The sequence below is a fragment of the Okeania sp. SIO2C9 genome (assembly GCF_010672455.1).
Taxonomy (GTDB): domain Bacteria; phylum Cyanobacteriota; class Cyanobacteriia; order Cyanobacteriales; family Microcoleaceae; genus Okeania.
Genome location: NZ_JAAHGO010000027.1, coordinates 87,287 through 101,988, shown reverse-complemented (window position 1 = coordinate 101,988; position 14,702 = coordinate 87,287). Strand labels below are relative to the sequence as shown.

Annotated in this window: 10 protein-coding genes and 1 pseudogene; 7 read left to right on the top strand and 4 right to left on the bottom strand. The window is 33.8% G+C overall.

Annotated elements, in window-relative coordinates:
- Positions 1 to 40: 40 nt before the first annotated feature.
- A pseudogene (locus tag F6K23_RS42885) lies at positions 41 to 241 on the top strand (IS5/IS1182 family transposase); the annotation flags it as partial.
- Between the two features lie 303 nt (positions 242 to 544).
- On the opposite strand, the gene F6K23_RS21115 reads toward F6K23_RS42885, so the two are convergent.
- From F6K23_RS21115 to upp, 3 genes are all read right to left on the bottom strand, one after another.
- Complete coding sequence (locus F6K23_RS21115; RefSeq protein WP_293159462.1) at positions 545 to 826, bottom strand: YggT family protein; 282 nt, start codon at positions 824 to 826, stop codon at positions 545 to 547.
- 533 nt (positions 827 to 1,359) lie between these two features.
- A complete protein-coding gene (locus F6K23_RS21110; protein WP_293159460.1) occupies positions 1,360 to 1,677 on the bottom strand; it encodes a hypothetical protein in 318 nt (105 codons plus the stop codon).
- Positions 1,678 to 2,223: 546 nt separating this feature from the next.
- Complete coding sequence (gene upp / locus F6K23_RS21105; RefSeq protein ID WP_293159470.1) at positions 2,224 to 2,874, bottom strand: uracil phosphoribosyltransferase; 651 nt, start codon at positions 2,872 to 2,874, stop codon at positions 2,224 to 2,226.
- A 1,216-nt stretch (positions 2,875 to 4,090) separates the two neighbouring features.
- Between upp and F6K23_RS21100 the strand changes: the two genes are divergently transcribed.
- The 6 genes from F6K23_RS21100 to F6K23_RS21075 all read left to right on the top strand — a co-directional run bounded on the left by F6K23_RS21100 (position 4,091) and on the right by F6K23_RS21075 (position 12,813).
- Positions 4,091 to 4,267, top strand: coding sequence for a hypothetical protein (locus F6K23_RS21100; RefSeq protein ID WP_293159458.1), 177 nt, complete (start codon positions 4,091 to 4,093; stop codon positions 4,265 to 4,267).
- 362 nt (positions 4,268 to 4,629) lie between these two features.
- The gene (gene crtH, locus F6K23_RS21095; RefSeq protein ID WP_293159456.1) at positions 4,630 to 6,189 is read left to right on the top strand and encodes a carotenoid isomerase; all 1,560 of its coding nucleotides are present in this window, start codon (positions 4,630 to 4,632) and stop codon (positions 6,187 to 6,189) included.
- Positions 6,190 to 7,147: 958 nt separating this feature from the next.
- Entirely contained in the window at positions 7,148 to 7,429 is a 282-nt protein-coding gene (locus F6K23_RS21090; RefSeq protein WP_293159454.1) for a hypothetical protein, read from the top strand.
- Positions 7,430 to 7,675: 246 nt separating this feature from the next.
- On the top strand, positions 7,676 to 8,242 hold the full coding sequence (gene lepB / locus F6K23_RS21085; RefSeq protein ID WP_375340775.1) for a signal peptidase I: 567 nt from the start codon (positions 7,676 to 7,678) through the stop codon (positions 8,240 to 8,242).
- Positions 8,243 to 8,455: 213 nt separating this feature from the next.
- Positions 8,456 to 9,478 carry a sulfurtransferase gene (locus F6K23_RS21080; protein WP_293159450.1) on the top strand — a complete coding sequence of 341 codons (1,023 nt, stop codon included), beginning with the start codon at positions 8,456 to 8,458 and terminating at the stop codon, positions 9,476 to 9,478.
- A gap of 1,394 nt (positions 9,479 to 10,872) precedes the next feature.
- A complete protein-coding gene (locus F6K23_RS21075; RefSeq protein ID WP_293159448.1) occupies positions 10,873 to 12,813 on the top strand; it encodes an SBBP repeat-containing protein in 1,941 nt (646 codons plus the stop codon).
- 1,266 nt (positions 12,814 to 14,079) lie between these two features.
- Here the strand turns inward: F6K23_RS21075 and rnc are convergent.
- Positions 14,080 to 14,702, bottom strand: a 623-nt coding sequence (rnc, locus tag F6K23_RS21070) for a ribonuclease III (RefSeq protein WP_293159446.1), incomplete at its 5' end; no start/stop codon positions are given.

Here is a 14,702-nt window from a genome sequence, read left to right as displayed (position 1 = left end):
TTCCGGGTGATCCATACCCCCTTTAGTCGTTGGAGCCATTGCTGGGAGCTGGGAAAGAGTATTTCATGCTTTAGCTGAGGATGCAGATCATGAATATGCCATGATCGATGCCACTATTGTTCGTGCTGATCAACATAGTGCCGGGGCCAAGGATAGTACTGCACAACAGGAAGATATTGGCCTAAGGATTGGGGGATTGAGCAGTAAAATACATGGGGTAGTAGATGCTCTAGGTAATCCAACTCTTTTTTTTAACTACTCCTCAAACTTCAATCTGGGATGGAGCAGATGTCCTATTACCGAAAAATTGTGGGTATGCGCCTCCCCTTGGATAGGGGATAATAAGCGGTCGTTTGCGCAGCATTCCGTAGGATGGGATGGCGAGGTCTCCCAGCCATATCCAATCGACTCCTGTGAATAAAAATTTTCATGATTAGTAAATCCTCTTCAATTCATGGAGAGGTAATTATTCATTATTCATTATTCATTGTTGAACTAAAGCAGACAACACTCATTTTGTCAAATTTTTAATTGATGACACACCCTAATAAGCTAAACCATTTAGTAATCCAGTCAAAAGTTGGGCAACAAACTGGAGAGCAAATATAGCAATTATGGGAGAAAAGTCTATACCTCCCAAGGGTGGAATAATAGAGCGAAATATATTTAGATAAGGATCTGTCAACTGACTCAATACAGAGAATGGTGGATCGTACCAGTTAATATTAGGAAACCAACTTAATAAGATCCTAATGAACATTAAAATTAAATATATTTGTACAAATGTTCCTAAAGTTTGGGCTAACAGTCCTATAGAGGCATTCATAAGTTTTATTATTCTGAAACTACAAACAATTATTGACACTCTCACCGTTAAATAAGAGCTATTATAACGGGAGATTTTTGTTTTGCTGACGCAAAGCTACGCTGACACAGATTCTCGGGCTAGATAACAAATCAAACAAGTTGATTTGCACCCCTGCTACTACCATCTCCACAAGCTTTTTCTGGCTCCGTCTTTACGCCCTCGGAAACCTCAGGGCCGGCGGTGCATTTTCTCAGGCCGTGGGGCACACGACTATTGATACGATTATAACGCCAAAAATTCACGGGCGTATTGCTCAATTATTTTTCTAGTTTAAATTTATAAGTGGCTGTGTGCGTGGGTTCCCCGCGCTCTTTATTGGCCTATTCTGACGGTTAAATCTCGCGATTATAAAGGCTCGAGATATTTCAACATTTATGATAGATTTTCAAGTATAGTTTAGCACAGCTTTGTGTTGTTAATATTTCATTCTGAGCTATCTCTAAAATCTATTTTGATGAAATAGATTTATTATAGATTTATTCTTAATAATTTTAGGGTTCTTCAGAGAGCGATCGCCCAGTCTTTGCCAAGTTTCCATTAACACCATTTATTTGTTGGCGCACTTCATCAATTGCTTGATTTAACTGGGCTATTTTACCTTCCAAACTTTGACGAGTCTCTTCTATAATTTCTGATTCTTTTATGGCTTTTTGTTTTTCAGTATCTTCTTGAGTTTCTAATAAATTTTCTGCTTCATCTGCATCATTAGACACTCTTGCTCCTACTAAAATTCCCAATAATCCACCTACCAGGCCGCCAACTGCTGCTCCTGTAATCAAACCACTTGCAAAACCATCTCTATTACTCATATTTAGCAAATAGCTAATCATTTATATTAATGTCTATCTTTAACTTTAGCATATTCTTAATAAAATCTCAATAATCAATTAATTCTGATTTGCTTCAAGTGGCCAGTAATATCAAATCCGGTATTATTTATATATTATAGTTGGGAGTAGGATACCCACTCCTAACCCCTCCCAGAAGGGGAAGAGGGGAGTGGGGGAGTAGGGGAGATGAAATATTGAAGTAATGATAGAATTATAAACAGATATTAGATATTTCCTCCAAAAGAGGGAGTAGGGATTAGAGGGAAATAATTGATAAATAAGAGTGCGATAATTGATTTGATTTATTATCAAAATTCCCATTTCTCCTGTCTCCTGTCTCCTACCCCTACCACTCATACTTTATTCAGCAAACCCTAATTATTAATTATTCGGTAATTGTTAATGATTAATTATTAATTTTTGAATCCTACCTTCTCTATAATTCCCATTTATCCTGAGTTCTGACTCCTGAGTTCTGACTCCTACCCCTACCACTCATACTTTATTCAGCAAACCCTAACTAAACTAAGTACCAAAAGTTCGATCGCCAGCATCGCCAAGACCTGGTATAATGTAGCCGACATCATTAACAACCTCGTCAATAGTTGCTGTATAGATAACCAAGTTAGGATAAGTGGTACTCAACTTTTGTAGAGCAGGAGGAGCTGCAACTACAGAAATTATTCTTACTGAAGCAACATCAACCCCACGCTCAGTTAATTCACTCATCGCTTGCATAATTGTGCCACCAGTAGCTAACATGGGGTCGCAAATCAAAACCCGAACACTAGGGGTAAACTGGGGAGGTAGTTTATTCAAATAACAGCTAGGTTCGAGAGTTTCGTCGTTTCTAACTATTCCCAGATGATAGATGGATGCTAATGGTAAAACAGTTTGCGCTCCTTCTAATAATCCTAGACCAGCTCGGAGAATTGGTATTACTACGACAGGGACTTGAGGATTAACAAAAGTAGCAGGACATTCAGCTAAAGGAGTTTGTACTGTTGTTTCTACTATTGGTAACCAATCTCGAATTGCTTCATAGGTTAACCATCGACCTAATTCTGTCATTGCAGAACGAAATAGAGCAGAGGGTGTATTTATGTCACGAGCTACACCTAACCAATGTTTTACTAAAGGATGAGGTGGGACATAAACACGAAGTTGCATAGTCACGATCGCAAAATTCCAATAAGATACCAATTTATTAATCTTAAATTATCATATAATATCAAATCCGGTAACATCGGTATAATTAGATAGTTAATCTAGGAGTCAGGAGTCAGGAGTCAGAAGGGAAGAGAATGCGCGAAAGATTTACACATTTGCGCTAAGGATGAAAAATTTTTTATACCGAACCCGAGCGGATTTGATATAACTATTGGATCAGAAGGAAGAAGGAAGAAGGAATAAAGTTTTAGTAATCTTGCACAGAAAGGAAAAGTGCATAGGAAATAGCATCCCAAGAAGCTTATAGAAACGGCAGATGATGGTGGGGTATTAAACCTATAAGGGAAAAGATAAATCAAAAAAGTCAAGAAAAAATATAAGGATTAAATATATAACATTCAAAACTGAGATTTCAGGAAAATATCAGGAGGAAGAAAGTCAGAAATATGGTTTGGAATTTTGATGTTTGATTTTTGTAGTTGTCAAAAATATTATACTTACTACAAGGAAGAAAGAGGAAGGAAGAAGAAGGAATAAAGTTTTAGTAATCTTGTACAGAAAGGAAAAGTGCATAGGAAATAGCATCTCAATCACCTTGTAGAAACCGTGGATGATCGTGGGGTCTTCAACCTATAAGGGAAAAGATAAATCAAAAAACTCAAGAAAAAATATGAGGATTAAATATATAAAATCTCAAACTAGTATTTTCCTGAAATACCAGTAGGAAGAAGGTCACAAATATGCTTGGGAATTCTCATGTTTGATTTTTGTAGTTGTCAAAAATATTATGCTTACTATCAGGAAGGAACAAGGAAGAAGGAAGAGGAAATAAAGTTTTAGTAATTTTGCACAGAAAGGAAAAGTAGATAGGAAATAGCATCTCAATAACTTTATATAAACGGTGGATGATCGTGGGGTCTTCAACCTATAAGGGAAAAGATAAATCCAAAAAATCAAGAAAAAATATGAGGATTAAATATATAAAATTCCCAACTGAGATTTCAGGAAAATACCAGGAGGAAGAAGGTCACAAATATGGTTTGGAATTGTGATGTTTGATTTTTGTAGTTGTCAAAAATATTGTACTTACTACAAGGAAGAAAGAAGAAGGAAGAACAAGGAAGAAGGAATAAAGTTTTAGTAATCTTGCACAGAAAGGAAAAGTGCATAGGAAATAGTATCCTATAAGGGAAAATATCGATAAAAAAAGTCAAGAAAAAATATGAGGATTAAATATATAACATTAGAAACTTCAGGATTGAGGAAAATAGTGGGAGGAAGAAGGTCACAAATATGGTTGGGAATTTTGATGTTTGATTTTTGTAGTTGTCAAAAATATTATACTTACTACAAGGAAGAAAGAAGAAGGAAGAACAAGGAAGAAGGAATGAAGGTTTAGTAATCTTGCACAGAAAGGAAAAGTAGATATGAAATAGCATCCGAAGAACCTTGTAGAAATGGCGGATGATGGTGGGGTCTTCAACCTATAAGGGAAAAGATCGATAAAAAATATGGGGATTAAATATATAGGGTTTCTCAAGTTGCTTAGGTAAAGTTGTTTTTCTTTTTTTCTATTCCCTACTCCCTACTCCCTACTCCCTTCTACTCTTTACTTCCCTATTTCCTAAAATCCCAAACTTATCTATTTTAGCAATTATCAAATTGCTATATATATCTACTAAACTTTGATTGACTCAAATCAAACACTATTAACATCATAAGCGCTACACTAAAATCTAGCAAAATTTCAAAGGTCTTACTATGACAATTTCTCCAGCATCTCAGTCATTAACTGATAAATTTCCTCCAATACTTGAATATGATGCAATAATTATTGGTTCTGGTATTGGTGGTTTAGTTACAGCTACTCAACTTGCAGCTAAAGGAGGCAAAGTTATAGTATTAGAAGGTTATACTATTCCTGGTGGTAGCTCCGGTTACTTTGAAAGGGAGGGATACATATTTGATGTTGGTGCATCAATGATATTTGGTTTTGGCAAAAAAGGTACAACAAATTTACTGACTCGTGCTTTAGACGCGGTAAATGTTGAGATAGAAACAATCCCCGACCCCGTGCAAATACATTATCATTTACCAGATAATTTAGAGTTAAAAGTTCACCAAGAATATGAAAAGTTTATCCAAGAATTAACTCAAATATTTCCCCATGAAAAAAAAGGAATTCGTCAATTTTATGATGAATGTTGGAAAGTGTTTAATTATCTCAATTCTATGGAGTTATTATCTCTAGAAGAATTAAAGTATCTCTCCAAATCATTTTTTCAAAATCCTGGTTCTTGTCTGGGTTTATTGAAGTATTTGCCTCAAAATGTAGGTGATGTTGCACGTCGATATATTAGCGATCAACAATTATTAAAGTTTATTGATATGGAATGTTATTGTTGGTCAGTAGTGCCAGCAGATTTAACGCCAATGATTAATGCTGGAATGGTGTTTTCCGATCGCCATTATGGTGGTATTAATTATCCTAAAGGTGGTGTGGGTAAAATTTCTCAAAAATTGGTAGAAGGTTTGGAGAAAACAGGGGGAGAAATTCGATATAAATCTCGCGTTCAAGAAATTATTATTGAAAAGGGAAAAGCTGTAGGAGTGAAGTTAACTAATGGCAAGGTTTATCGAGGTAAGCGAGTTATTTCTAATGCGACGAGATGGGATACTTTTGGCAAGTTAATTCCAGCAGAAAATATACCGCCAAGTGAGAAAAAATGGCGCAGTAATTATCAAAAGTCACCAAGTTTTTTAAGTTTACATTTAGGAGTAGAAGCTTCTGTATTTCCAGAAGGTACAGAATGTCATCATATTCTCTTAGAAAATTGGGATAATATGGAGGATTCAGAAGGTACTATTTTTGTTTCTATTCCTACACTTTTAGACAAAAGTTTAGCGCCAAAAGGTTATCATATAGTTCATAGTTTTACACCTAGTTATATAGAAGATTGGCAAGGATTAACTATCAAAGAATATGAAGCAAAAAAAGAAGAAGCTGCAGGGAGAGTTATTGATAGATTAGAAAAGATTTTTCCTGGTTTAGATGCTGGTTTAGATTATATGGAAGTAGGAACAGCTCGTTCCCATCAAAGATTTTTAAATCGTGAAGATGGTACTTATGGACCTATTCCTCGTCGTAAGTTACAAGGTCTATTAGCAATGCCATTTAATCGTACTGCAATACCTGGTTTATATTGTGTTGGAGATAGTACGTTTCCTGGTCAAGGTTTAAATGCTGTGGCTTTTTCTGGTTTCGCTTGCGCTCATAAAGTTGCTGTTGATTTAGGATTAAAAAAAGGAATAATTCAATGATTAATAATTAATAATTAATAATTAATAATTAACAATTACCTATCCTTGAAAAGAAGAGGATTGACAAAGAGATGAAAATTTTTCTTCACAGGAGTCGATTGGATATGGTTCCGAGACCTCGCCATCCCATCCTAACGGACTGCTCCGCAAACGACCGCTTATTATCCCCTTAAAAGGGGAGGCGCATACCCACAATTTTTCGGTAAGAAGTAATATCAATTTCATAAAATGTTGCTATATTGGTTATTTTTGTATAAATCAGTAAGGTCAATTTATGAATTGTTTCTAAAGAAGTCAGGAGTTAGAAGGAAAGCAAATCTATGAATAATTTTGAGGTAATTTGACTATAACTATCTTGTTAGGATTTAGTAGAATACCATTTTGAAAAATAATGTGGTTAAGCAATAAGGGAGAAAATGATTCAACAATTAATTATTAATCATTAATAATTACCTCTCCTTGAAAAGAAGAGGATTGACTAATCATGAAAAATTTTTCTTTTTTCTCCTTTAAAGCCTCTCCTTTAAATCTTAATTATTCGGTAAATTTTCTCCCTCAATTAAAAGCAAAAAGTTGAGACAAAAAACAAGAATTTATAATTAAAATATTCTATTTATAGGGAAAATTTATTGCACTTGATATGATTTTATTTCCTACGGAATTAATATGAATTAAAAAATTAGCTTTTAGGTGTTTGTGCAGCATTCCACAGGAAATATTGACGCTTTTATAGTAATCATCAATAAGTTGTGAAAAATCAAAAAGTAGATAAAAAAACTGAAACTTCCACCTGTTTCCTGTTCCCTGTTCCCTGTTTCCTGTTTCCTGTTCCCTAAAAGCGGTAAGATTTTTATACACAAATAAAATAGGATTGCTATAGTTTGACAATAACTAATCAAGTAAACCTAATATGGTATGTACTTTTTGTAAGTAAAATTATCATAAGTTAAGATAAAAAATGAATCAATCTATTTCTAGTAAAGAACCATGGCTTGCTGTCAATTTATCATATTTTTTCCCAGGAATAGGGCAGATATATTCAGGAAATATCTCTAGAGGTTGGATACTGATAATTTGTAGCTGTTTATTTTGGGGATTAGGTGTGTATTTAATATTTAATCCAAAAAGTAATCCTATAATTGGTATAGCTTTTTTACTAGCTTATAATTTGTTATCTATATGGAATCTTTTTGATGCTCATAAATGTGCAAGAAAAGCGAATAATTCCCAATTTGAATAAGTGAGAAAAAGCAGTAAATACCCATGGTTATCTGTGTTTCTTTCTCGATTAATATTTCCAGGATTCGGTCACATATATATAGGCAATATTTGGCTTGGTATTTTATTAATTATAATCTTCATATTTAGCTCACTTATTCCCTTCTTTACTCTTTTAGTATTTAGTTTTGCTGTTTATGATGCTTATCGGAGACCCCCCGTTCATAGACAAATCTCAAAAAGGTTTTTATTAAGTATTTTTGTAGGGATAATAATAACTGGCGCATTCAATTTTTATATCCCACCATTGATCGGAAAATTTGCAGAATCTCGTTATATTCCATCAGGCGTAATGTTACCTACCTTGGAAATTAATGACCGCTTGATTATAGATAAATGGAGTTATAATTTTCAAGAACCAAAACGAGGTGATATAGTCATATTTATGCCAACAGAAGCATTAAAAAAACTATATAAAGATCCTTTTATTAAAAGAATTATTGGCTTGCCAGGAGAAACAATAGAAGTAAAAAATGGAAAAGTTTATGTAAATAATAAACCTCTAGAAGAAAAGTATTTAGCTTCTGCTGTTAAACCACAGGAAAAAGTTACTGGTAACTCCAAATATCAACAGACAATAATAGAGGTTTGTCCACCCGATCGACGATTTTTGTCTAAGTCTATTACTCTACCTGAAAATTCATATATAGTGATGGGCGATAACCGTAACCACAGTTATGATAGTCGTTGCTGGGGTTATGTTCCTCGCTCTAATATTTTTGGTAAAGTCTTCAAAAGATTTTGGCCTATAAATAATGCAGGACTTATTGAATAGTTTCAGCTTCTTTCGCAAGAGGGAACAAGAAACGGGCAACAGTTCATTAATTGATAATTGATAATGGATAATTGATAATTACAAGAAGGTTAAAACGGTTACAGAATTGAATATAAGGAAATATTATTTCTTTTTTTTCTCTTTAAAAGGGAAGGCTTCAAGGCGTGAATTATTTAATTATCAATTATTCGGTAATATAGAATAAATATATATATGTCTAATGGTTTAAATTTAAGTCCGATAAAAATTATCTTAATGCTAGGATTAATTATATTTGGATTAATTTCTACCCTAGCGATCACTAATTATATTAAAACTGCCAAAGTTGTTAATAATCAATCTATTAATTCTCAGTTTGTAATTAATGAATCTCCCCAACAAATAATTGAAAATCAATGGATAATTAGCTCTGCTCAAGCTCAGGAATTAGTTGCACAAGGAGCAACAATTTTAGATGCTCGTTCTTGTAAAATATTGAATCCTCAAAGTTTGTTAAATGCAACTTGTATAAGTTGGCAAGAATTTTCTCAGTCTCAATCTCCATTTAAAGGAAAATTACTCACAGATGACAAAATTTTGACAGAAAAATTACAAGCTATAGGCATTTTTTATAACAAACCAGTCATAGTATTTGGCAATACCATAAATGGTTGGGGAGAAGATGGCAGAATAGTTTGGATGTTACGCACTTTAGGTCATCAAAAATCCTTTTTAGTTGATGGAGGTTTTGCTGCTTTAGTTAAAGGGGGTTTTCCTACAGTTAATTTTACGAAAAATAATTCTCCACTTAGAGGAGATTTTGTTGTTAATCGGAATAAAAATTGGCATATTAGTCAGAATGAATTAAAAACAAGTTTAGAAAAAGATAACCTAGTAATTATTGACACTAGAGATCTACAAGAATATGCTGGAAAAACACCCTATGGAGAACAAAATGGCGGTCATATTCCAGGGGCAATTCATATCTATTTTAAGTATTGGTTAGATAATAATGGGATGTTATTATCGCGGGATAAAATTTTAGAAATGTTGACAGAAAAGGGAATTACAAAAGATAAAATTATTGTTACTTATTGTACGGGTGGTGTACGTTCTGCTTGGTCTACTTCTGTATTGACAGATTTGGGATTTAATGTAAAAAATTATTCTGGTTCTATGTGGGAATGGTCAGCTAGTAGTTCAGATATTTATCCCTTGGAAATCTCTAGAAAAGAGGGAGTAGGGAGTAGGGAGTAGGGGAGTAGGGAGAAATAAACATAAGAATAATTAACATTAACTGAGGTGCTAATTAACAAAAAGGGACTTTTCCTGTATTAATTATTTAATAACTGAAGCGTCACCTAAGTATAGTATTAATTCACAATAATTGGTATTAAACCTAAAAGAAAAAGAACCTATACCACTAATAATATTTTTGCGAAAAACCCTAAATATTTTGAGATTTTAAAAACGAAAAATTGGCGTTTGTGAAGCGCGTGTATGATATTAATTTTAATTACTTAGGAGTCAGGAGAAATAAAAGTGCTTTTCGGTCAATCTAAGTAAAGAAAATATCTAATTTTGCAATTAAAAGAATTACTCTTAATTTGGCATTGCTGAAATGTAATGGTAAGTAGCTGAAGGTAAAATTGAAAAACTTATATTTTTCGTTGACACTTAATCTAAAAATTATTACCATTCAGCAACGCTCTTAATTTACCTAAATTACCGAATAATTAGTAATTAATAATTAATAATTAAATAATTCGCGCCTTGAAGTCTCCCCTTTTAAGGAGAAAATAAAGAATAATATTTCCTTATATTCAATCAAGAACGGTTTTAACCAGAGGTAATTATCAATTATCAATTATCAATTAATGAATGATTTCATACCTCAAATCACCAACGCCGAAAAATTAAGCTTTTCAAATACATTTTACTGACACAAATAAACTTGTTAAAAATAGTGGGATAGGTTCAAAAGAAAAAAATCAATGATTAATACTTAAATGTTTAGAGATAAAATAGAATAATATAGCGTTTCTCAAGTTACTGAGGTACAGTTGTTTTTCTTATTTTCTACTCCCTACTCCCTACTCCCTACTCCTTAAGTTTTTCAAACACATTTTACTTACACAAATAAACTTGTTAAAAATAGTGGGATAGGTTCAAAAGAAAAAAATCAATGATTAATGCTTAAATGTTTAGAGATAAAATAGAATAATATAGCGTTTCTCAAGTTACTGAGGTACAGTTTTTTTTCTTATTTTCTACTCCCTAATCCCTACTCCCTACTCCTTAAGCTTTTCAAACACATTTTACTTACACAAATAAACTTGTTAAAAATAGCGGGATAGGTTCAAAAGAAAAAAATCAATGATTAATGCTTAAATGTTTAGAGATAAAATAGAATAATATAGCGTTTCTCAAGTTACTGAGGTACAGTTTTTTTTCTTCTTTTTTGTTTCCTACTCCCTAATCACTAAAACAAAGGATTTTGTACCTAACGCTTTTTGAGAATTGCTATATCTAATATTTATATGAAAAAATCGGCAATAATACTGACTAATTAGCCATGTACTAAGCAATAATTATTGTATAATAAAAAAAATAATTTCCCAGTAAATTTTGAATTTAATATAGTGTTAATTATGAATGAATTAAACTTTCTAAGTGAACAGTCACAAACAACATTAACACGTCCATATTTGCCACCACTACTAGAAGTTTCTCCAGAGATAATATCAGCAAACATAGATTTTCCACCACCACCACCATTAGAAGTTTCTCCAGAGGTAATTACTCCGGTGGAAAATTTCCCAGAAACTAATGATATAGTTTTGATTAATAATCCAGGGTTAAATTTCGATTCCCAAATTCTTTCAAATAATAACCCAACTATAGAATTTTCTGACATTTTAGGAGGCAGTAATTTTGAAGATGGACGAGGCATAACTACGGACGCAGAAGGCAATATTTACATTACTGGCAGTACCAACTCTATAGATTTTCCAGTAACTGCAAATGCTGTACAAAATAGCTTTGCTGGAGGTAATGAATTTGGTTATGGTGATGCTTTTGTTGCTAAATATTCTCCTGATGGAACTCTGATTTATTCTACATATATAGGTGGAAGTGGTGATGATTTTGGTACAGATATTGAAGTAGATGAAAGTGGAGATATCTACGTCACAGGTAATACAAATTCTGTAGACTTTCCGACAGTAAATGCTTTGCAAAATACTTATGGTGGCGGTGAATTTTCAGGAGATGCTTTTGTAGTTAAACTATCTGATGATGGTAGTAATATTGAATATTCTACTTATTTAGGTGGGCAAGATAACGATTTTAGTAGTGGTATTGCTGTAGATGATAATGGCAATGTTTATATAACAGGAGATACAGGTGCTTTACTCCGTTTTCCCATCGTCCCTCTTACTGGTATAGGTGATTTTCCTACCACAGAAAATGCCCTACGAAATACTTTAATTAATGAATTTAATCGTGATGCTTTTGTCAGTAAAATATCTACTGATGGTAATCAGTTAATTTACTCAACTTTATTTGGTGGAAATGATACGGAGGTAAGTAACGATATTACTATAGATAATAGTGGCAATGCTTACATAACTGGTGATACTCGTTCCATTGACTTTCCTACTGAAAATGCAGTACAAAATTCTTTAGGTGGAGACCGAGATATATTCATTACCCAACTTAATAGTGACGGTAGCGACTTAATTTTTTCCACTTATTATGGTGCGGTAGATGGAGATACTGGTAATAACATTGCCGTAGATGAAGTGGGTAACATTTATGTAGGAGGATCTTCCGGTAGTCAAATTATTGGAGGTGATGCAGTAGTACCCCCAGTTGGAGAGTTTCCCACTGTTAATGCTTTGCAAAATAATTTTGGTGGGGGTGAAAGTGATGGAATTTTGATGAAAGTGAATAGCGATCGCTCTGTTGGATATGCGACTTATTTAGGTGGAGCGAATTTCGAGTCTATCGAAGGTCTTGATATTGATGGAGTCGGCAATACTTATATTATTGGCAACGATAATTTTGCCGATGCTTTTGTCAGTAAAATATCTAACGATGGTGGAACTGTAGAATATTCAATTTCCTTTGAGACCAACAATAATTTGGGTATATTTGGCAATGACATTGCAGTAGACGAAGTTGGTAACACTTATATTGTCGGTTCCAGCAACTCCACTGCTTTTCCTGAATTTATTCCAGGTGGTAGTAGTACAGCGAACGATATTTTTGTTGCCAAACTAAACTCTAATAATCAACCTCCAAATATTCCCTCTCCTAATATTCCTAGCAGTTTCAACGAAAATCTTTACTTGCTAGAAAATTCCGCTGTAGCAGATGCTGTGACAAATGGTTTATTTAATAACGGGTTTGAACATTGGTTAGAATTTGGCTTTTTAGAAGGGCGATCGCCTCAGTTTGCTTTTGATGAAAATTTTTATCTGACTACTTACCCAGAAATTGCTGATGCAGTAGCAAATGGTTTATTTATCAATGGGTTAGAACATTACATTCGGTTTGGTCAAACTGAAGGGCGTCAAGCAGTTGCTTAATTTGTTGACATAGGAGTGAAAATCAAAAATAAAATCAATTATTTTTCCCTGTTCCCTGTTCCCTGTTCCCTGTTTCGGTGTTCTCTGTTCCCTCTTTTCTGGAGATGTCTAATTATAGAACCCCCGATCGTATCTTCATAAATATCAAGTTTTTTTAGCTAGGAGTCAGGAGACAACCCACCCCTCACCCCTCCCAGGAGGGGAAGACAGGAGACAGGAGGTAAGAGGGAACAGAGAAGATGTGAGGAGAGATAATACAAAAAATTCAACACTCCTTCTTCAGATTTTTTCTCAAAATTGATGTGCGAAAAGACTTGACTACCACAATTATCTACCACAATTATATAGATCTCAAATGGGTTCTATAGATAGGGGTAAATTTTTTGATAGTCGTGCATAGTAATGGTAGATGGGGAAGAATAACGCAAGTGCAAGGGAGCAAGATGCTCCCACTGCCATTTCCCTTGAGAAAATAATTACAATAGAGATAAGAGTAGAAATTACATAGATAGATAATTTTGTGTGTTTTTTTTCAGAAATTTTCTTCCCTTTTTCCTACTTCTGCAAAAAGTCTATTTTTTTTCACCAGATGTTCAATAGACCACCATTAGACATAGGAGTGGAAATTACATAGATAGATAATTTTGTGTGTTTTTTTTCAGAAATTTTCTTCCCTTTTTCCTACTTCTGCAAAAAGTCTATTCTTTTTCACCAGATGTTTAATAGACGACCATTAGACATAGGAGTAGAAATTATACCAATTTTATGAATGTTTGCTACAAATAGTTAGGCTATTTCTTAGGAGTCAACCCACCCCCAACCCCTCCCAGGAGGGGAAGTCAGGAGGACCGAGTCGTATGGGAATAGCTTCAATGCCAGTTTTGAGCTAAGAAATTCTATTTTTTGTCAAAGGGAGACCTCCTGTAAAATATTTTTCTCATGCTTATTATTCGAACACATTCTTTTTTCAAAATGGTATTACACATATAGATCATTTTTTGTGTTTTTTTTCAGAAATTTTCTTCCCTTTTTCCTACTTCTACAAAAAGTCTATTTTTTTCACCAGATGTTTAATAGACGACCATTATAAATAGGAGTGGAAATTACACATATAGATCATTTTTTGTGTTTTTTTTCAGAAATTTTCTTCCCTGTTGCCTGTTGCCTGTTCCCTGTTGCCTACTTATGTAAAAAGTCTATTTTTTTCGCCAGATGTCTATTACAATGCACCACCAGAAATTTTGTTTGTTTACCCCACTTTTTTCTTCAAATTAATCCTACTTTTCTCAGAGCTTTTTCTGCCGCCCGTTTTTCAGCTTCTTGTTTACGATGACCTTTTCCAACGCCATATAACTTTCCCTTAACTCTAACTTCAGCAGTGAATATTTTGGCATGGTCTGGACCTTCTCCATTATTAGATTCATATTTAGGATTTTCTCCAAATTTTGCCAATGCCCACTGTTGAAATTTACCTTTAGTATCTACTAAATCATTTGTTTGTACATCACTTTCTGAATCTGGAAAAATTATTTCATCTGCAACGGGTTGAAAAAGTTTTTTTACAAAAGGGCGAACTTTTGTCAAAGTTGAGTCTAGAAAAAAGGCTCCAATTATTGCTTCAAAAGTGTCACTAAGTAAAGCCGGGTTTTGACGACCTCCATCTTTTTCTGCTCCCCTACCAAGCCGCATTAATTCACCTATTTCTAGTTGAGTTGCAAATTTTGCCAATTGTTTTTCATCTACTAAAAGTGAACGGAGACGAGTAAGTTCTTTAGGTTTTAAATCATATTCTTCTTTATAACGTCTATAGAGTAGTTCTCCTACTAGAAAACCTAACACAGCATCCCCCAGAAATTCGAGACTTTCGTTATCTTCTTCTCCAGAATTTT